21 protein-coding genes are annotated in these 18,112 nt (G+C 35.0%); 6 read left to right on the top strand and 15 right to left on the bottom strand.

The genetic code is table 11. The annotated features are described in order from the left end of the window. Positions 1-464 precede the first annotated feature (464 nt). Positions 465-581, top strand: a complete 117-nt coding sequence (locus BLQ56_RS14035) for a biofilm-forming protein (RefSeq protein WP_090855477.1) — start codon at positions 465-467, stop codon at positions 579-581. Between the two features lie 103 nt (positions 582-684). On the opposite strand, the gene BLQ56_RS14040 is transcribed toward BLQ56_RS14035, so the two are convergent. After that, positions 685-939, bottom strand: a complete 255-nt coding sequence (locus BLQ56_RS14040) for a hypothetical protein (RefSeq protein WP_090855480.1) — start codon at positions 937-939, stop codon at positions 685-687. 319 nt (positions 940-1,258) lie between these two features. On the opposite strand from BLQ56_RS14040, the gene BLQ56_RS14045 reads away from it, so the two are divergent. Beyond that, positions 1,259-1,891 carry a LysE family transporter gene (locus tag BLQ56_RS14045; RefSeq protein WP_090855483.1) on the top strand — a complete coding sequence of 211 codons (633 nt, stop codon included), beginning with the start codon at positions 1,259-1,261 and terminating at the stop codon, positions 1,889-1,891. A 52-nt stretch (positions 1,892-1,943) separates the two neighbouring features. On the opposite strand, the gene BLQ56_RS14050 is transcribed toward BLQ56_RS14045, so the two are convergent. The 6 genes from BLQ56_RS14050 to BLQ56_RS14075 all read right to left on the bottom strand — a co-directional run bounded on the left by BLQ56_RS14050 (position 1,944) and on the right by BLQ56_RS14075 (position 6,227). After that, positions 1,944-3,317 (bottom strand): amino acid permease, encoded by a 1,374-nt coding sequence (locus BLQ56_RS14050; RefSeq protein WP_090855486.1) that lies wholly within the window; start codon positions 3,315-3,317, stop codon positions 1,944-1,946. Positions 3,318-3,382: 65 nt separating this feature from the next. Beyond that, the gene (locus BLQ56_RS14055; RefSeq protein WP_090855489.1) at positions 3,383-3,592 is read right to left on the bottom strand and encodes a YozQ family protein; all 210 of its coding nucleotides are present in this window, start codon (positions 3,590-3,592) and stop codon (positions 3,383-3,385) included. Positions 3,593-3,709: 117 nt separating this feature from the next. Beyond that, positions 3,710-4,009 carry a spore coat protein gene (locus BLQ56_RS14060; protein ID WP_090855492.1) on the bottom strand — a complete coding sequence of 100 codons (300 nt, stop codon included), beginning with the start codon at positions 4,007-4,009 and terminating at the stop codon, positions 3,710-3,712. Positions 4,010-4,034: 25 nt separating this feature from the next. Beyond that, positions 4,035-4,223, bottom strand: coding sequence for a hypothetical protein (locus tag BLQ56_RS14065; protein WP_090855496.1), 189 nt, complete (start codon positions 4,221-4,223; stop codon positions 4,035-4,037). Positions 4,224-4,384: 161 nt separating this feature from the next. Continuing rightward, the gene (gene ribD / locus BLQ56_RS14070; protein ID WP_090855502.1) at positions 4,385-5,473 is read right to left on the bottom strand and encodes a bifunctional diaminohydroxyphosphoribosylaminopyrimidine deaminase/5-amino-6-(5-phosphoribosylamino)uracil reductase RibD; all 1,089 of its coding nucleotides are present in this window, start codon (positions 5,471-5,473) and stop codon (positions 4,385-4,387) included. Beyond that, complete coding sequence (locus BLQ56_RS14075; RefSeq protein ID WP_090855505.1) at positions 5,466-6,227, bottom strand: GTP cyclohydrolase II; 762 nt, start codon at positions 6,225-6,227, stop codon at positions 5,466-5,468. Before BLQ56_RS14075 ends, ribD begins: the two co-directional genes overlap by 8 nt. Before the next feature lie 288 nt (positions 6,228-6,515). Between BLQ56_RS14075 and BLQ56_RS14080 the strand changes: the two genes are divergently transcribed. Next, complete coding sequence (locus tag BLQ56_RS14080; protein WP_090855508.1) at positions 6,516-6,956, top strand: GNAT family N-acetyltransferase; 441 nt, start codon at positions 6,516-6,518, stop codon at positions 6,954-6,956. Between the two features lie 37 nt (positions 6,957-6,993). Here the strand turns inward: BLQ56_RS14080 and BLQ56_RS14085 are convergent, their stop codons facing one another. The 4 genes from BLQ56_RS14085 to BLQ56_RS14100 all read right to left on the bottom strand — a co-directional run bounded on the left by BLQ56_RS14085 (position 6,994) and on the right by BLQ56_RS14100 (position 11,700). Continuing rightward, entirely contained in the window at positions 6,994-7,716 is a 723-nt protein-coding gene (locus BLQ56_RS14085) for an exonuclease domain-containing protein (RefSeq protein WP_238457268.1), read from the bottom strand. Between the two features lies 1 nt (position 7,717). Further along, positions 7,718-8,695 (bottom strand): DUF294 nucleotidyltransferase-like domain-containing protein, encoded by a 978-nt coding sequence (locus BLQ56_RS14090; protein ID WP_090855515.1) that lies wholly within the window; start codon positions 8,693-8,695, stop codon positions 7,718-7,720. Positions 8,696-8,734: 39 nt separating this feature from the next. After that, entirely contained in the window at positions 8,735-10,003 is a 1,269-nt protein-coding gene (locus tag BLQ56_RS14095) for an ammonium transporter (RefSeq protein WP_090855518.1), read from the bottom strand. A 206-nt stretch (positions 10,004-10,209) separates the two neighbouring features. Continuing rightward, positions 10,210-11,700, bottom strand: coding sequence for an alanine/glycine:cation symporter family protein (locus tag BLQ56_RS14100; protein WP_139163100.1), 1,491 nt, complete (start codon positions 11,698-11,700; stop codon positions 10,210-10,212). A 208-nt stretch (positions 11,701-11,908) separates the two neighbouring features. On the opposite strand from BLQ56_RS14100, the gene BLQ56_RS14105 reads away from it, so the two are divergent. Next, on the top strand, positions 11,909-12,823 hold the full coding sequence (locus BLQ56_RS14105) for a DMT family transporter (RefSeq protein WP_090855524.1): 915 nt from the start codon (positions 11,909-11,911) through the stop codon (positions 12,821-12,823). A gap of 136 nt (positions 12,824-12,959) precedes the next feature. Then, complete coding sequence (locus tag BLQ56_RS14110; RefSeq protein WP_238457269.1) at positions 12,960-13,133, top strand: aspartyl-phosphate phosphatase Spo0E family protein; 174 nt, start codon at positions 12,960-12,962, stop codon at positions 13,131-13,133. Between the two features lie 151 nt (positions 13,134-13,284). On the opposite strand, the gene licT is transcribed toward BLQ56_RS14110, so the two are convergent. Continuing rightward, positions 13,285-14,118, bottom strand: a complete 834-nt coding sequence (licT, locus tag BLQ56_RS14115) for a BglG family transcription antiterminator LicT (RefSeq protein WP_090855528.1) — start codon at positions 14,116-14,118, stop codon at positions 13,285-13,287. A 251-nt stretch (positions 14,119-14,369) separates the two neighbouring features. Between licT and BLQ56_RS14120 the strand changes: the two genes are divergently transcribed. After that, the gene (locus BLQ56_RS14120; RefSeq protein WP_090856032.1) at positions 14,370-15,197 is read left to right on the top strand and encodes an EcsC family protein; all 828 of its coding nucleotides are present in this window, start codon (positions 14,370-14,372) and stop codon (positions 15,195-15,197) included. A 99-nt stretch (positions 15,198-15,296) separates the two neighbouring features. On the opposite strand, the gene BLQ56_RS14125 is transcribed toward BLQ56_RS14120, so the two are convergent. The 3 genes from BLQ56_RS14125 to BLQ56_RS14135 all read right to left on the bottom strand — a co-directional run bounded on the left by BLQ56_RS14125 (position 15,297) and on the right by BLQ56_RS14135 (position 18,078). Beyond that, complete coding sequence (locus BLQ56_RS14125) at positions 15,297-16,607, bottom strand: hemolysin family protein (RefSeq protein ID WP_090855530.1); 1,311 nt, start codon at positions 16,605-16,607, stop codon at positions 15,297-15,299. 91 nt (positions 16,608-16,698) lie between these two features. After that, entirely contained in the window at positions 16,699-17,118 is a 420-nt protein-coding gene (locus BLQ56_RS14130) for a MerR family transcriptional regulator (RefSeq protein ID WP_090855532.1), read from the bottom strand. A gap of 240 nt (positions 17,119-17,358) precedes the next feature. Next, positions 17,359-18,078 carry a YebC/PmpR family DNA-binding transcriptional regulator gene (locus BLQ56_RS14135; RefSeq protein ID WP_090855533.1) on the bottom strand — a complete coding sequence of 240 codons (720 nt, stop codon included), beginning with the start codon at positions 18,076-18,078 and terminating at the stop codon, positions 17,359-17,361. Positions 18,079-18,112 lie beyond the last annotated feature (34 nt).

Raw genomic sequence — 18,112 nt, forward strand, 5'->3', positions numbered from 1 at the left:
TTAAAACGTTGACGTTTGTTTATTGTGTTCAGTTTTCAAAGAGCTTTTCAAAAAAACAACTTTACTAATATAACATTCCTATCTCTTCAATGTCAACACATTTGAAAACTGACATCATATCGAGTAAAAATGGTAACTTAATTACTATAACACTCAATTTCTTTTATGTCAACTTCTGTGAAGTCTTAGAGAAACAAGATTTCTTATCTAACAACAATAATCATTGTATAACAATCACTCGTTATTGTCAACTTCTGCGAAATGACGTTCTGAGAAAGAAGAATCTGTTACATATACTATCAACATTTAAATGTATAAACAACTATCAAAATATGGAAGTAAGCCAGGCTCACCAACTCTCAAGTTAGCTCCTAACGTCAAAATCAAAAGAACTTTACCTTTCTCTGCATAAGCCATTTTGTATTAGACAAAATACTATTATTGTGAAAAGGTGGTGATATTATATGAAAAAGGACGGCATAACAAACAGTAGCATTGAGCAAATAAAGAATGATCACGAAACTGAAAGTGCTTTTCAACAAGATACTGAAAACAAAAAACAAAATAAGAAAAAGAAATAGCATAAAGAGGCTGTTCCAAGGAAGAGTACCAGGCATCATTCCCCAAGAAAGATTAGATATTGAGGATTTCGGGTGATGCCAGGCACTTATGGGACAGCCTCTTTTAATATGCTCTAATTGATTCAAACGCTTCCGAAAGATGTTTAATATGTTCTTTTTTCCGTTGAATATCATTTCTATCAATCTCTTCTATCTCAACTAGTTGTTCTTCAATTTCTCTTAAATACTTTTTAGATAAAGCCAGGGCATACTCTGCCTTTTGCATACTCTCCGGATTATTTAACGCTTGCGCTTTAAAAATAGCACTTTGAGCACGTTCTAAAGTATCTAAGAACCTTTCATAATCATCAAAACTCATTAGCTTCACCTCTACAACTTAAAATTCACACCTTTACCGGAACCTATTCTATAAATTTTATTTTTGTTATTCCTTGCTTTTGTGTAGTACAAGCAAGGATAGATGAATAGGATGTGTAGACAAGTTCTTTTACTTTGGCTATTTCATAAATTTTGTTGCTATTGTAAAGTCTTTTATAAGCACGATTAAGTAGAGCTGACACTTTTTCCTCTGAGAAACAACCGAGCATGAGGACAATTTAGTGTAATCTACTTTAAAATCGAGCAATTAGCAACATCCTTTCAGAAAAAAGCCTTCACTATTCAAAGGGGTGTAGAGATTGAGTGTATTTTTCAGTTATATCTTATTAGGATTATCATTAGCTGCACCAATAGGTCCAGTCAACGCTGCTCAAATTGATCGAGGAATTAAGAACGGATTTCTACATGCGTGGCTCGTAGGTGTAGGGGCAGTCGTAGCAGATGGCATTTATATGTTAATCGTATATTTTGGGGTTGTACAATTTATAGATACACCTATAATTAAAACTTTTTTATGGTTATTTGGAGCTTTTGTGCTAATTTATACAGGCATTGAGAGTCTTTTTAGCGCAGGTAAGATTCAAACAAAAAGCTACAGAGATCAGAGTGAACCTCTTTACAAAGCATTCCTCTCTGGTTTTTTAATGTCACTGACTAACCCCTTAACCATTCTTTTTTGGTTAGGAATATTTGGTTCAGTTTTAGCAAAAACAGCTTCTACATACGCACAAGCCGAACTCATATTATACAGTGCAGCAATCTTTATCGGTCTCCTTATATGGGATGTAGCTATGGCCGCTATTTCAAGTAGCTTCCGGAAACTCTTAACCACACAACTGCTTATACTGATCTCTTTTCTATCAGGTTTATCTCTTATAGGATTCGGAATTTATTTTGGTATCCAAGGAGTAAAACTACTCATCGGAATTTAGAATAGTAAAGACCTTCGATTCACCTAGAATAGTCGGTAAATCGAAGGTTTCTTTAGGATTTTTCCATTTTTTTAAACAGAGTGTCTGTACTATTCTTATTATCCCCTTGTTTCCACTTAGAGTTCATTTTCAACGCAATACTTCCTATTATTATAATAAAGCCCAAACTAATAAAAAAGCCCGGCCTACTTTCCTTTGTAAGAATGGTCCCTGATACCGCCAAAAAGATGAGCGCTAACCCTATATAATATTTTAAACGATCCATCTTGCTTGGAGGTAAAATACGACACGCCGACAATAAGATGAATGCCCAATTATATAAGAGCATTAATCCCGCTCCCGTTGTAATATATTCATAAATAGAATCAGGCATTAGTAAAGATAATACAATAGAAGTAACTAATCCAGCCGTTGTTAACCCCAATGCAGGGATTGGAATTTTCAGTTTCCCTTTCTTTGAAAAAAAACGCGGTGCATCTCCATCTTCTGAAAGATTTACTAATATACTCGTAACACCGAATAGTGCTGCAGCCATTGTTGAGAAACCTGCAATAATAAGAGCTGAATTAAACAAATGAGGAATAAACGGCAAATCATAATTTTTTAACGCAGTGACAAAAGGACTTTTCTCAGTGTTAAAAGAATCCCAAGGTACCATGATGACCGCTAATCCAATTGATAAAATATAAATAACTGTTAGCAACAAAATCATTATTTTCCCAGATTTTGGAGCCTCATTTGGATTTTTAAGCTGCGTTGCCATCAAGCCCATTATTTCGATTCCACCAAAGGCATAAAAAGCAAAAATTAAAGCAGACCATAATCCGAGAAAAGGTCTAGGAAAGAACTCATTAATTGTAGACGGCATCGCAGCATCTGTAGTTCCTCCAAACATTCCAAACAATCCAGCAGACGCAATGATAATAAACATTAAGATAGCCGCAATCTTTATAACCGCAAGCATACCTTCGATTCGATTTAACCATTTAACACCTATTAATAGTACAATAATTCCTAAAATTGCATACCCTGTAGCAAAAATCCATAGCGGAATATTCGGGAACCAAAATTGAGAAAAGATTGATAATGCCGTTAGCTGACTACCCATGATCAACATTTCTGAAGCCCAATATACCCAACCTATACTAAATCCAGCCCAATGCCCAAATGCCTTTTTGGCATATGTACGAAATGCACCTTTCTGTGGATCAGATGCAGTCATTTTGGCAAGAGCATCAAATACAAAGTAAGTTCCAATTGCTGCCAGAATAAATAAAATTAAGACTGCTGGCCCACTCTTCGTAATTGCGATACTAGAACCTAAAAAGAAACCTGTTCCAATCGTACAACCGACTCCAAACAGCGATAGTTGCCACCACTTCATATTCCCTTTTGATTGGTTTTGACTCTTTTTTTCTTTCATCATATTCCTTCCTTTATGGAGAAGATTCAAAGAAAATGGTGGGGTATGAACCCCACACCATTGTTCAATTATTCCTCTTCGTAACCAACTCTCGGAACTTCGATATCTTTCCCATTTACATCATCAATAACACTTTTAATTTCACCTTCCATGTACGAATCACTTACTTGTTCGTGCGTCATAGCTAGGCCTGAAGCTAACTCATCATTGCTTTTATAATCCTCAACTTGATAGTATCTTCCTGCAATTTCATTCGATTTTTGATTATCTTTAGACATGGACTCTCCTCCTTTTTCATGTTTTTATGATTCCAATATTTACGAAACAAAACACCTAATAAAAATTGGAAATATGTAGGGGTGGCGTCAGAATATGACGCCACCAATTAAGATTTATTATTGATTCGTAAGATTTAAAGCTGTTTGAGAAGCATTAAGATCTACTCTTAGTTGTTCTTGTACATCCTGAGGGTGATAATACCCATTACTGATCATATAATTAGAAACTTGCTCATGTAATTGAACAGCATCGTTAAACTGTTGTTGAAGAGCAGATCTAACTTCAGGAGTTGATGATTCTGTAATAGCTATAGCTATATTTTTTATCCCCGCTTTTGCTGAAATTAATAAATCAGTTGCAATAACTTGGTCAGTCATTGCACCCATACCCGCTATATTCTGCATCATTGTTGCCATTGCCAAACACCTCCATTAATTTTGATTATGATAAAAATCCTTGTAGTTGTTGAATATGTTGTCTAGAAGCAGTAACATCTTGACTTAAGATGTCCTTTAATGCCTGATCTTGAACTAGAGCACTCATTGTTTGTGACTTAGTTAAGCAAATGTTTTTAAAAGTAAGAAGTTCGTGAACCTCTAATGTTTCATGCACACCCATTACTTTTGCCATTTTCAATTTCCTCCTCTCAATTTGGAATTGTGGAACATTGATATAATTACCTTACCGAACTCCTTGTATCCCGCTTATTTTATTGTAATTATTACTATATATCCCTTTATAATTTAGAGCATAAAAAAACCTCACTCTGTTTTTAGAGTAAGGTTTGTGATTCAATATTTCGGATAACCCGTAAATTTATAGTCCTGTCCAATTTTAGTCATATCTATATTAGAAAATTCAATTGCATCGTTCATTTTATCGATTCCTACACCTTCCAAGAAGGTCGGAGCCTCTTTACCTCCTATTAACTTAGGAGCAATATAAAGAACAAGCTTATCAACTAACTTTTCTGCAATAAAGGCTGCATTTACCTCCCCACCACCTTCAATTAACAGTGAAGATACGTCGTTTTGACCTAAAATACTTAAAACATCCCTTAAATCAACCCGTTCTTTACCAGAAGTGACATAAACTTGGACACCACGTTCTTCCAACACTTTTTTCATTTCTACAGAATAGTTTTGACTTGTGAACACCCATGTATCGGCCTGTTGATCTATAACAACCCTAGACTCGAGTGGAATTCTTAAATTGCTATCTAAAATAACGCGAATCGGATTCCGTCCATTCATTATTCTAGTAGTTAACTCAGGATTATCCTTAATTACTGTATTTACACCCACTAAAATAGCCCTGTTTTCATGTCGTAATTGGTGAACATCACGTCTAGCTTCCTCAGATGTAATCCATTTACTATCAGATGTGTGAGCAGCAATTTTCCCATCCAAAGTAGTGGCCGATTTTAAGGTAAGAAATGGGATCTTTTCTACGATAAATTTATTAAATACTTCGTTCATTTTCCTAGATTCTTCTTCCAAGACTCCGATAGTCACTTCTAGACCTGCATTTTCCAGTATTCTAATTCCGTTTCCGGACACCATAGGATTTGGATCCAATGTTGCTACAACAACCTTTTTAATACCAGCTCTTACGATTGCTTCAGCACAAGGTCCTGTTCTACCATGATGGGAGCAAGGTTCAAGCGTTACATAGATTGTCCCCCCCACAGCCTTATCACCAGCCATCCTTAGTGCATGGATTTCAGCGTGTGGTTCTCCAGCTTTAAGATGAGCACCAATCCCAACGATTCGATTCTCATTAACGACAACAGATCCAACTAGTGGGTTAGGTTCAGTTTGCCCTTTCATTGAGATCGCATTTTGTAATGCGATATTCATATAAAATTCGTGATTATTCATTAGAAATTTCACCTCTAAAATGACCCGAACGAACGATCTTTGTTTCTAGATATTTCTCATTGAATTCCGAAAAGTCACCCCATAAAGGAATACGCCCTGTTACATTAGCACCTGAATCCTGTAATGCTTCTAACTTCCTAGGGTTATTTGTGATAAGTGTAACTGGTTTAGAACGTAATGTTTTTAGAACTAATATAGCATCTTCATAATTTCTAGCATCATCAACAAAACCTAAATTTATATTGGCTTCTACAGTATCGAAACCTTCTTCCTGAAGAATATATGCCATCGCCTTACTAAACAACCCTATCCCTCTTCCTTCATGATTCGCTAGATAAAATAAAGCTCCAGATCCTTGTGTTGCGATCATTTTCATTGCAGATTTAAGCTGGAAGCCACAATCACAACGTTTACTTCCAAAAATATCACCAGTGTGACATATACTGTGCATTCGAATAAGGGTTTCTTCAGATTCTTCAAAATCACCATAAACCAACACACTTGATTGCTGCATCTCTGCTAAATTTGATGAAGCTAACTTTTCAATAACCCGCTCCAAATTATAAGACCCATCTCCACAAAAATCCCCTTCAATATCACTGCAACGTAACCAACAATACCATTGGAAAACAGTCGTTTCTCCCTCTAGATTAACTGGTAATCTAATTGGACCTACTAAGTAAATGGATTCGCCATTATTATCTATAATTTTTATCTTTTCTTCTAATATGGACAATACTTTGCTACTAACCACAATCTTTTTCCTCCATTTTCAAATAGCAAGGAAACAATCCCTACTAAAAGTTGATATACAATGTCATTCTTAAGTAAAACAATATCATAACTCCTACTAAAATCGTTAATAATTGACTCAGGTAAAATGTTCTTATCTTCTATTGTCCTTCATTTTTCACTTTTCATCAAAAAGAGAAGTAGATAACTACTCCCATCTAATTTCATTCACTAAATAAACCTAACTGTTCCACTTTCACACCTAAACCACTATACTTGTACCTATAAGAAAAAGGAGGATACCAATAAGATGACATCAAAGATCATTGATAATAATAGCGACCTAGATTTAGCGTTTTCTATAAGAAAAGAGGTTTTTGTAGAAGAACAAGGAGTCCCTTTAGAACTTGAGTTCGATGAATTCGATCAATTAAATAGTCATTCAACACACATCTTAGTCTATTTTCAAGATCTAGCAGTCGGAACAGGGAGAATTAGATATGTAGAAGGCCAGGGTAAATTAGAACGTATATGCATTTTGCCTCATTATCGTCAGTACGGACTGGGAAAGTTGATTATACAGACTCTCGAAGATATTTCTATTAAAGACGATGCTTACAAAGTTAAGTTACATGGTCAAGAACAGGCAGCAGGCTTTTATGAAAGGTTAGGCTACCATAAGGCTTCAGACATATTTATAGAGGATGGTATTCCTCATATTTTAATGAAAAAAGAATTATCAAAGAAGTGAAATAAAGCCATCTATTTTTTATAGTGGCTTTGGTCGTTCATCTTCTATTGGTTGCTAAATGTGTATATACATCCTTCAGATCTGAAAATCCAAGAGTTTGTATAGCCGACACATTATTAGACCACAATTGCGCAGTAGCTATGGCATCATGTAATGCATGGTGTCTTTGTTTATTCTCTATTCCAAAATGAAAACAACACTCATCTAGTGATACTAGATTTTTTTCAGGTTCAACAATTTTCGTTAAAAAGGATGTATCTATAATACGGTGTTGGAAATTTTTTCTTAAAATTGACCATGTAACATGATCCATAAACTTCCTTTCATGATTTGCATGATGAGCAATTAGTGTATCACTTTTGATAAATTGATAAAACTCTTTAAGAACAACCTCAATAGGTGGCGCTTCCTTCAATTCATTTTTTGTAATTCCAGTTAAATCTGCGATTTCCTCTGATACTTCTTCAGCACTTTGTACTAACGAATAAAAGGTTTCTTCCTCACACACTTTGTTACCTTCCACTTTTATAGCGCCAATTGAAAGAATTCGATCCCCTTTATTAGGATCAAATCCTGTTGTTTCCAAATCAAAGACAGTCACCTTAAGCTCAGAGAAGGGAATATCAAGTACATCCTCTCTTTTTAACTCCCTCTGTAATTGTCTCAAATAAGCTATACTAGCAGCATCATTCTGACTTGCTACTGACGAATACATATTAGGTGTTAATCTACCCGACAGTTGCTTTACAAATTGCACCATATTATTTAGCCCCATATTTAACACCCTTTTCAACAATTGCCTTCGTCTCAGCAAAAAGTCTATAACCATTTTTCATAATGCGCTTAAGTTGCTGTTTTTCATCTTTCTTCAGTCGATCAACCTTTAATAAATGAACTTGGTGATATGACTCTGACTCTCTTTGATGATAAAGACGATCATTTAATAACTTAATAAATTCAGTCTCATACTCTTTTATATTAGTATACGTATGTGGTAATTCTCGAAACCGCGCTAAAGTGGATGGAGCTATTATATGTTCTCTCAGTGCCATGATTCGTAATGAGTTAACATAGGGGAAAAATACTTTTTCTTTTAAATTGATACTCCCGGCATCCTCACCATGACTACTAGTTAAAAGTTGACCAAATAATCCTATCCCCTTTTTTATATGACTCACATTTTCAATAAAACGCCCAAAGAGCTGTGGATTTTCCTCAACCTTTTGAAAAGATAACTCTTTAAGCTCGGATAATAAATGACCCTCCCCAATTAGTACGCGTGAATCAAAAAAAGTAGAAAAATGCCGAATAGACTCCCAGCTCTTTTCTTGTAACCAATCATTAATTTGTTGCTTCCATTCAACACTAGACTTGCACCACAATGGGTTCGAAGCCATCACTTTACCTTCACAATAAGCATAGCCAACAGCTTTTAATGAAATCGAAATTTCGATTCCAAGAGTCAAAAAATAAGAGTTATCTTCCTCAGGGCCATCAAAAATGATTCCATGGTCTTGATCACTCCATATAGATTGTTCACCTCTGCCTGAACTACCCATTAAAAAAAAAGCAAAGTGGGCAGGGGGGTCACCCTGCTCACTTTTGACTTTGTCTATTGCAATATTAACAGCCTTTTTCATTAGTTCATCATGAAAATAATTAAGTTGTTCATAATTACCATATACACTTGAAATTGTTTCTTCTCTCCATTTATTAAGAAAATCTAAGTTAGATTTCATTCCTTACCACCATTTTCGACCATTATTAACTTGGTCCTTTTATGCACCTGTATGTTCACCTTTTTGAGGCATGTTTTCAGGATAACCATAACTACCATGTTCACTTAAGTCAAGACCAATAATTTCTTCTTCTTCAGTTACTCTTATCCCCTTCATTACAACACTCATTATCTTCAAGACAATAAATGAAACAACAAATGCATATAAGCCAGCTGATGCAACACCCATAATTTGAACACCTAATTGATGGAATCCACCACCATAGAACAATCCTGCAGCCCCCGTATTCATCTCAGCTAATTCTGGTGTCGCAAAGAATCCTGTTGAAATAGTCCCCCAAATTCCTGCTGCACCATGAACAGATAATGCAAAGATTGGATCATCAATTCTCGCCTTATCAAAGAACTTCATGCTGAAGAATACAAGCAAGCCACCAACCAATCCAATAACGACAGCTGCCCAAGGAGCTACAAATGCACATGATGCTGTAATTGCAACAAGACCTGCTAATGCACCATTTAATGTTGTTGGAATATCGGCCTTACCAGTAATTGCCCACACAATAAACATTGCTGCTACTGCACCAGCTCCAGCCGCTAATTGTGTATTTAGAGCAACATATCCAAAGAATGCACTATCAACACCAAACGTACTACCTGCATTGAACCCGAACCAGCCTACCCAAAGAACCATTACTCCAAGAGCAGTATATACTTGGTTATGTCCAGCAAGTTCATTTGAAGTTCCATTCTTACCGTATTTTCCGATACGTGGTTTCAAAATGATTGTTGCAGCTAACGCAGCCATCGCACCTGTTAAATGCACTACCGTTGATCCCGCAAAATCTTGCTTTCCATGTTCTGATAACCATCCTCCACCCCAAATCCAATGTGCAACCACTGGGTATACTAGGATTGAAAACAGTATTGCGAATATAACATATGCTGATAATTTAGCACGTTCCGCAAACCCACCAAAGGCAATCGTCAATGCGATTAGAGCAAACGCTAGTTGGAAAAAGAAGTCCACCGATCCAGCTAAACCTTCACCCATAGTAGTAAAATCACCATAAAAGAAATTTGATAAACCTATGAAACTATTACCCTCACCATATATAAGACCATACCCAACTGCCCAAAACACTAATGTACCTAAGCCAATTGTAAAAACCGTTTTTCCTGCAACATGGCCAGCATTTTTCATTCTAGTAGAGCCAGCCTCAAGTAAAATAAATCCACCCTGCATTAACAATACCAAAATAGCAGAAACGGTTACCCACAAGTTGTTCATTAAAAATACTGAATCCATATTTTATACTCCCCTTTTTTAATGTTAGTTTTCCTAACATCTGTTGTTATTTATCATTATATAAGATGATATGAAACATTACAACACAAAATATCAGAAAGGTTAGATTTTTATGAACATGTTTAGATAAATAAAAAAAGTGCCTAGTATTCTTCATTCAATTAGAGTGAATGAAAAGATACTAAAGCACTTTAGGTTAGTTTGTTTTAATTTTTAGTTACTGAGTTTTTTGAAGAAGTTGTTTGAGCAGGTTGTGATTCTTCATATACATATTCATTTTCCCAATAATCCGCATCTGTAATTCCTGCCTTCACTGGGTCGAACACTGGATCTTTTCCTGCTTTTCTCTGAGTTTCGTAATCCTTAAGAACCTTCAAGGCAGGTTTGGTTAGCAATACAATCGCAATGATATTAAGCCAAGCCATACTTCCTACACCTATATCACCAAGTCCCCAGGCTAAATCAGCTGTTTTAACACTTCCATAAAACACCATTCCCAAAAGGATAAATTTAAGAAGATATTCTGACCATACCCGCTTAACTTTACGGTTAATGTATGCCAAATTTGTTTCAGCCATATAATAGTACGCCATAATTGTTGTAAATGCGAAGAATAATAAAGCAATGGCTACAAAAGGAGCACCAAAACCAGGTAATGATGATTCAACTGCTGATTGAGTATATCCTGGACCTGGTTTCATTTCACCCATTGTTGTAACAATCGCTTCTTGTCCTTCTGGAGTAACATTGTACATGCCTGTAATAAGAATCATAAATGCAGTAGCTGAACAGATAAACAATGTATCGATATAAACAGAAAATGCTTGAACGATCCCTTGTTTAGCAGGATGAGAAACATTGGCAGCTGCTGCAGCATGTGGTGCAGTTCCTTGACCAGCTTCATTTGAGTAAATTCCACGCTTAACTCCCCAAGCAATCGCCGCTCCTATAATACCACCAAATGCAGCGTCTCCACCAAATGCACTTGAAAAGATCAATGAAATAACATCAGGTAGTTGTGAGATATTCATTGCGATAATCAAAAGAGCAACAGCAATATAACCAATAGCCATAAATGGAACAACAAGTTCAGCTACTCTAGCTATACGTTTTACCCCACCAAGAATAATAATGGCTAAAAATATAACAATTGCACCCCCAGTAACCCATGTCGGGATACCGAATGCATTATCCACACTTGTTGCAATACTATTTGCCTGTACTCCAGGCAGAAGAGCACCAGTTGCAATCACCGTAACAATTGCAAATAGTACAGCATACCACTTTACTTTTAATCCCTTTTCAATATAGTAAGCTGGACCACCACGAAATTGTCCGTCTTGTTTTGTTTTATAAACCTGACCTAAAGCTGCTTCTACGAATGCCGAACCAGCTCCTAAAAAGGCAATCAGCCACATCCAAAAAACAGCACCTGGACCACCATAAGCAATCGCAGTAGCCACACCTGCGATGTTACCAGTTCCAACTCTTCCGGATAACGCCATCGTTAAAGCTTGGAAAGATGAAATCCCTTCTGTCGAACTGTTTTTTTGAAACATTAACTTTCCTATATCCTTCATATGTCTAATCTGAAGAAATCTTGTAGCAATGGTAAAGTATAACCCAACCCCTAAACATAAGAAAATAAGTCCTGGTCCCCATATAATGCCATTAATTTGACCAATAATCTTTTCCAAGATATTGCCCCCAATTCTATTAAGATTTTTTTATTATAAGATAACAAGCCTAAAAATGAAACAATATTTATTATTTTTTAAATATTTATAATATTTATGCTATAAATCCAAATTATTTAACTCTATCCCACAAAAAAATATGCATTTAAAATGAAGCAATTATCTGCTAATATGAGTCAATAACCTTAATGGAAGTTAGGAGGAAGCTATGAAGAAAAATTTACCTTTAGTATATATTGGAATAGGCGCTTCCCTGTGGGGCGTAATCGGTGTTTTTGTAAGCTATTTATATGGATTAGGATTAACTCCTATACAAGTAGTCGCGATCAGAGTGTTAACCTCATCACTATTTCTACTACTCTATGTCAGTTCCCTTAATAGGAAACTATTTAAAATTAAGTTATCTGATAGTAAATTTTTTATTGGAACTGGGATAATTAGTATTGTGTTCTTTAATTTGTGCTTATTTTATGCGATTCAAGAAACTTCAATTTCAATTGCTTCAATCCTTTTATATACAGCACCTGCATTTGTTATTATACTATCCAGGCTATTTCTAAAAGAATCGTTCACACTAAGAAAAATGATTGCTCTATTCATTACTTTAATTGGTTGTTCGTTTGTCATTGGCGTTTTCCCAAATGCAACACCTTCTATCTCTACATATGGATTACTTCTTGGACTAGGTTCAGGATTCTTTTATGCACTTTATAGTATTTTCGGAAAATACGCACTTAAAAAATACGATTCTATAACAGTGACTTTATACACTTTTATATTTGCAGCTGTTGCCATTACACCTTTTAGCGGTTTATGGGAGGGTCTTCACATTTTAAATTCACCAATTGCCTGGTTTAATATTTTAGGGTTAGGATTTCTTTCAACCACCCTTGCCTATATCTTATATACGAAAGGGCTAAGTACTGTCGAATCTGGTAGAGCATCAATCATTGCAACGATTGAACCAGTTGTTGCATCTCTGTTCAGTTTCATGATTTTTGATGAAAAGTTAAGTATATGGCAGTATATGGGGATTAGTTTGGTCATAATTGCAGTCATTGTCGTTCAGGAAACAACTAAAAAGGTTAAAGTAAACCTGTTAAAGAAAACGATCAATACTTAATGAGATGAATTTATTAGATTGTCGAACCATGTTTTGTTTTGACTTTGTTTGTAGAAGGTGTTTAATTTTTTTCATAATTTAGTCATACTATTAAAGAACTATGCATTTTTTAATATCAATTAGTGAGGTAAAGCAATTGGATGCGAAAATTCTTCTCTATCAAATTAATCATAAGCGAATTGAAATGATCACAATTGGAATCGAAAAAGGTTTATTAAGTGAAGAAACGATAAAATCTAGTCAAGAACTTGATTACTTACTGAATGTTTATCATAAACACTCAGTAACACACAGCCACCAGCAAACTTAATTATTTTCCCTCTCCTATTATTAAATTAGTAGGATTGCGCATTTTTTAAAACGCTTTCATTTATATTTAACCCTCTTAAAACAACTCACTTTTCCAACTAAAAAAACTTTAGAAAAGCTTTCCTCTCCTAAAGTAGAAATTTCCCCTTATATTATTTTCTATTTACAACTCTTTCAATATGAATCGTCAGATATAATTTTTCTTCGTTAGTTAATTCATGATTATATTTCTTTTGAATGTATTCATTAATCTTAACAGTACATTCATATGCTTTCTTGTGATTCTCCTTAACCGCTTGAAAAAGAAAATCATCTTTGCTATCCATATAAGCACCGTTGAATAGCCTTTGAGCAAAAAACTTCAGATGGGTAATAAATCGATAATAATTCAATGAATCCTCATCATATTGAATTTTGAAGTGATATTTAACAATATTTAGGATATCTTGCATAACCTTTGTAAGATTCTTTATATTCGGCATCTCTTCATTCAATTCCGCATTGACGATGTGAGTAGCAATGAATCCAGCCTCATCATCTGGAAGAACAACTCCAGTCTTTCTTTCAATCATCTCGAGTGCTTCTTTCCCTACCGCATATTCAACCTTATACAGACGCTTAATTTCCCATAATAATGCATTTTGGATAATAAGCCCCTTCTTGATTCTTTCTATTGCGAAATTGATATGATCAGTAAGAGAAACATAAATGCTATCATTTAGTTCTTTCCCTAACTTTTGTTTAGCATTTTGAATAATTTCTTCAGTAACTTCCATATAATCTGACGGTACTTCATATAGTAGAGATTTAAATTTTTCCGTCATTTCTTTATTTTTTAATGCGAATACTTTTTCTATCTTTTCATCTTCTACTACATCTCCAGGTTTCTTTTGGAACGCAATACCTCTACCCATTACGACTAGTTCTTCATCCGCTTCATTAAGAACACTTATAACATTGTTGTTAAATACTCTGGCTATTTTCATTTTTTATCACCTTCAATAGTTTAAGTAAACAGTCTATTTATAATGGTTTAAGGTTTTGCCTGCCTAAAACAGTAACAATCCTCGCACTTTTGTGTATATCATCTTATCACCTATAGATACCGTTAGCAATGTTAAATCTTTTACAGGTCCTTTATACATTACTCTATTTTATTTTATACTTCGATGGTTATAATAAAAAGATAAATAAAGATGTGAAAAACTTGAACCACAACAAAAAGAGGTTGTGAATGATGATCGAACAACAGCAGCAACAGTTACAAGAAGAATTATTACTCATACAAGCATGGGAAAAGGGTCAGCAGGGATTATGGTTTTGGGAAAAACTAGGACGATTACCATTTAAACTATTAGATAAAATGATTCCTACTATCATCCATCAAAAAATAGGAACTCTTTTAGATGAAATGGGTAACTTTCTTCATTCCGGTGGAAAATATTTAACCAATGAAAAAAGGATGTTCTCTTTCATCGAGAATAAAACTGAACGTTCTATTAACAGCTTTGAAGATATAAACAGTCTATCGATTGATGAGATGAAAGAGTTAAGTAAGATTATCACAGAACAGAGGACTAGCCTTGCAACGATACAAGGTGCAACAACAGGAATAGGTGGAATCTTCACTCTGGCAGTAGACATTCCAGCCATGCTAGGTCTTTCATTAAAGGTACTACAAGATATTGCAATTATTCATGGATTTAATCCCAATGATAAAAAAGAAAGACTTTTCATTATTAAGTGTCTACAATTTTCCTCTTCCGATATTGTAGGAAAACAAGCTATTTTAAAAGAACTTTCCCATTTTGAGGATGAAGGCAGATCTAATGAGATGATTTCCCAACTCCAGGGTTGGCGAGAAGTTGTTACTACCTACCGTGATCAATTTGGCTGGAAAAAACTTTTTCAAATGGTTCCAATTGCAGGAATGATCTTTGGAGCCTATAACAATCGGGCAGCTATAAATGACATCGCTGAAATCGGATCAATGCTTTACCGTAAAAGAGCAATTAAGAATCGATTAAAGAACTCAGAAGACATTGTTCAACATTTATCCGATTGAGTTTATAAAAACGACTATCACTTGGACCGCTATTGGTATGCCTTAAATTTAAATAAGCCTGCACTCAGATACTCTTGGCATCTAAGTACAGGCTTATTATTAGGCGATACTGTCTTGCTTAACGCCTCTGAGTATTTCTAAATATTTGATATGATAACCTTCCATATCTAGAATCTTGAGCTGATAATTATCAATCTTCAGTATATCGCCTTGCTTTGCATCAATTTTTTCGGCTAATACCCAACCACCAATAGTATCAACATCACGATCATCAATATTTAACCCAAACAAATTATTGATTTCACCAAGCAAAACCTTTCCTTCAACAACGGTTTTATACTCATTGATTTTTTTTATTTCTGGGACTTCATCTTCATCATATTCATCACGAATCTCTCCAACGATTTCTTCTAATATATCCTCTACCGTCACAAGACCCGCCGTTCCACCATATTCATCCAATAGAATCGCCATGTGGACACGTTCTCTTTGCATTCTTAAAAGTAAGTTATTTACAGGAGTTGACTCAATCGCTTGAATAATCGGTCGGATATAAACTTCAATGGAATCCTCGACATCGATCCCCTTTACATAATCAGTAAATACATCCTTCATATTAACTAAACCAATGATATTGTCTTTATCACCATCTGTTACAGGATATCTTGTGTAATTTTCAATGGTCGCCAAGTCAATACATTCCCTTATAGAATCAGCTTTATCAATGGCGATAAATTCTGTTCTCGGTACCATGATTTCCTTTGCTATACGATTATCAAACTGAAAGATATTATTAACATATTTGTATTCCGCTAGATTAATTTCACCACTTTTATAGCTCTCTGATAAAATCATTCTTAATTCGTCCTCTGAATGAGCTGTTTCATGTTCAGATACTCTCTTTAATCCAAATAGACTAGTTAATAAACGCGCAGATACGTTAAGCGTTTTTATAAAAGGAAACATGATTTTATAAAAAACAATTAATGGTCGTGCAAATATTAAAGTCACCATTTCTGCTTTTTGTATAGCGAGCGTTTTAGGCGCTAATTCACCAAATACAACATGTAGAAAGGTAACAGCAGTAAATGCAATGATGAAAGAAGCAATCGTTAAAACTGAATCCGACAGATTAACGTACTCCAATAATGGACGTAGTAAAGACTCAATTGCTGGCTTTCCAAGCCAACCTAATCCCAATGCGGTAACAGTAATTCCTAATTGACATGCTGACAGATACTCGTCAAGGTTTGCAATTACTTTTTTGGCTGCAATTGCATTCAAGTTCCCTTCTGCAACTAATTGATCAATTCTTGTACTACGAATCTTTACAATCGCAAACTCAGAAGCAACAAAAAATGCAGTCAACGCTAATAAAATAGCTACCAAAATTAAATTAAAAGTGTCCAAATAGGCTCCTTGTCGTAAAAGTACGACAAAGGAATCCACCTCCTATAATATAAGTAAAAGATAGATTATCGATTACTTTTTTTCCTTCATCTTAACTAAACAATAAGACTAAGGTTTGAGCTAACGTAATACTTTGTGGAGATACTTTGTTCATTAACACTTCTTTTTGTTGATCATTTAACTTATCGAGAATAGGCTTAATTTCTTTTAGTTCTTTTTGGAGATGCTGCATAACCCCTGCGATTTGCTCTACATGTGCCTCAACTTTTTCTCGATCAATTTCATCATTTGAGTTCAAATTATTCGATGTGATCACACTTTTCATTTCGTTTAGGGGTACATTTAGTTTTTTATAATGATCAACAAGTTCAAGTATTCTAACATTTTCTTCTCCATATAACCGATAGTTAGATTCCGTTCTGATTGGGTTTAGTAAGCCTAACTGGGTATAATAATCGATGGTACGTTTAGAAACGCCTTTAATTTCTGCTAATTCGCCAATTCGATACAACTTCCCAACTTACTCACCCCTCTCACTCTATATAATTAGTAATATCTTATCTTACCAATCCTAAACCATACAGTCAACGTTTTGGTTTTAGGATATTCTTTACAAATTTATGCATCTACTTTATAGAAAATAATCAAATCACTTATATTTTTTTTCCAAAAAAAAGTGTCAGATAAAGTTTCCTCATAATATCAATCGATACTATAAAGAAATTACCTAACACCTCTATAAATAGGTATGTTATTCCCCTAAATCCACATTATGGTAGACTTGTTGAACATCATCTAGATCTTCTAATGCATCAATCAATTTTTCAAATTGTGCTTGTGAATCTTGTGTAAGCTCAACATCATTTTGAGCAAGCATTGTTAGTTCAGCTACTGTGAATTCTGTAATACCAGCATCCTTAAGTGCTGCTTGCACTGCATGGAATTGATCAGGTTCTGAATAAACGATTACCGAGTCTTCTTCTTCTAAAATGTCACGTGCATCAACATCCGCTTCCATCAAAATTTCAAGAACTTCATCAGCACTTTTTCCTTCAATTCCGATTACAGCTGTCGCATCAAACATATATGCAACTGAACCACTTACCCCCATATTACCGCCATTTTTACCAAAGGCTGCTCTAACATCTGAGGCTGTACGATTAACGTTATTTGTTAACGCATCAACAATAATCATTGATCCATTAGGACCAAACCCCTCATATCGAAGCTCATCATATGTTTCTTCAGAACCACCCTTTGCCTTCTCTATTGCACGATCGATAATGGCTCTTGGTACATTATATGTTTTTGCACGTTCTAGAACAACCTTCAATGCTTGATTTGCTTCTGGATTAGGTTCTCCTTGCTTTGCAACAACATAAATCTCACGCCCAAACTTTGCATAAATACGACTCGTATTTGCATCCTTTGACGCCTTTTTTTCTTTAATATTATTCCACTTACGGCCCATATTGCCCACTCTCTTTCTCGATTAAATCTACATT

Source organism: Litchfieldia salsa (genome assembly GCF_900104555.1).
Classification (GTDB): domain Bacteria; phylum Bacillota; class Bacilli; order Bacillales; family Bacillaceae_L; genus Litchfieldia; species Litchfieldia salsa.

Coding starts and splice junctions, on each gene's coding strand:
- BLQ56_RS14135 (WP_090855533.1), bottom strand. CDS start 18,078: ATGGGCCGTAAGTGGAATAATATTAAAGAAAAAAAGGCGTCAAAGGAT.
- BLQ56_RS14050 (WP_090855486.1), bottom strand. CDS start 3,317: ATGATGAAAGAAAAAAAGAGTCAAAACCAATCAAAAGGGAATATGAAG.
- BLQ56_RS14060 (WP_090855492.1), bottom strand. CDS start 4,009: ATGGCAACAATGATGCAGAATATAGCGGGTATGGGTGCAATGACTGAC.
- ribD (WP_090855502.1), bottom strand. CDS start 5,473: ATGAATAATCACGAATTTTATATGAATATCGCATTACAAAATGCGATC.
- BLQ56_RS14120 (WP_090856032.1), top strand. CDS start 14,370: ATGATCGAACAACAGCAGCAACAGTTACAAGAAGAATTATTACTCATA.
- BLQ56_RS14105 (WP_090855524.1), top strand. CDS start 11,909: ATGAAGAAAAATTTACCTTTAGTATATATTGGAATAGGCGCTTCCCTG.
- BLQ56_RS14090 (WP_090855515.1), bottom strand. CDS start 8,695: ATGAAATCTAACTTAGATTTTCTTAATAAATGGAGAGAAGAAACAATT.
- licT (WP_090855528.1), bottom strand. CDS start 14,118: ATGAAAATAGCCAGAGTATTTAACAACAATGTTATAAGTGTTCTTAAT.
- BLQ56_RS14055 (WP_090855489.1), bottom strand. CDS start 3,592: ATGTCTAAAGATAATCAAAAATCGAATGAAATTGCAGGAAGATACTAT.
- BLQ56_RS14080 (WP_090855508.1), top strand. CDS start 6,516: ATGACATCAAAGATCATTGATAATAATAGCGACCTAGATTTAGCGTTT.
- BLQ56_RS14040 (WP_090855480.1), bottom strand. CDS start 939: ATGAGTTTTGATGATTATGAAAGGTTCTTAGATACTTTAGAACGTGCT.
- BLQ56_RS14035 (WP_090855477.1), top strand. CDS start 465: ATGAAAAAGGACGGCATAACAAACAGTAGCATTGAGCAAATAAAGAAT.
- BLQ56_RS14085 (WP_238457268.1), bottom strand. CDS start 7,716: ATGGTGCAATTTGTAAAGCAACTGTCGGGTAGATTAACACCTAATATG.
- BLQ56_RS14095 (WP_090855518.1), bottom strand. CDS start 10,003: ATGGATTCAGTATTTTTAATGAACAACTTGTGGGTAACCGTTTCTGCT.
- BLQ56_RS14065 (WP_090855496.1), bottom strand. CDS start 4,223: ATGGCAAAAGTAATGGGTGTGCATGAAACATTAGAGGTTCACGAACTT.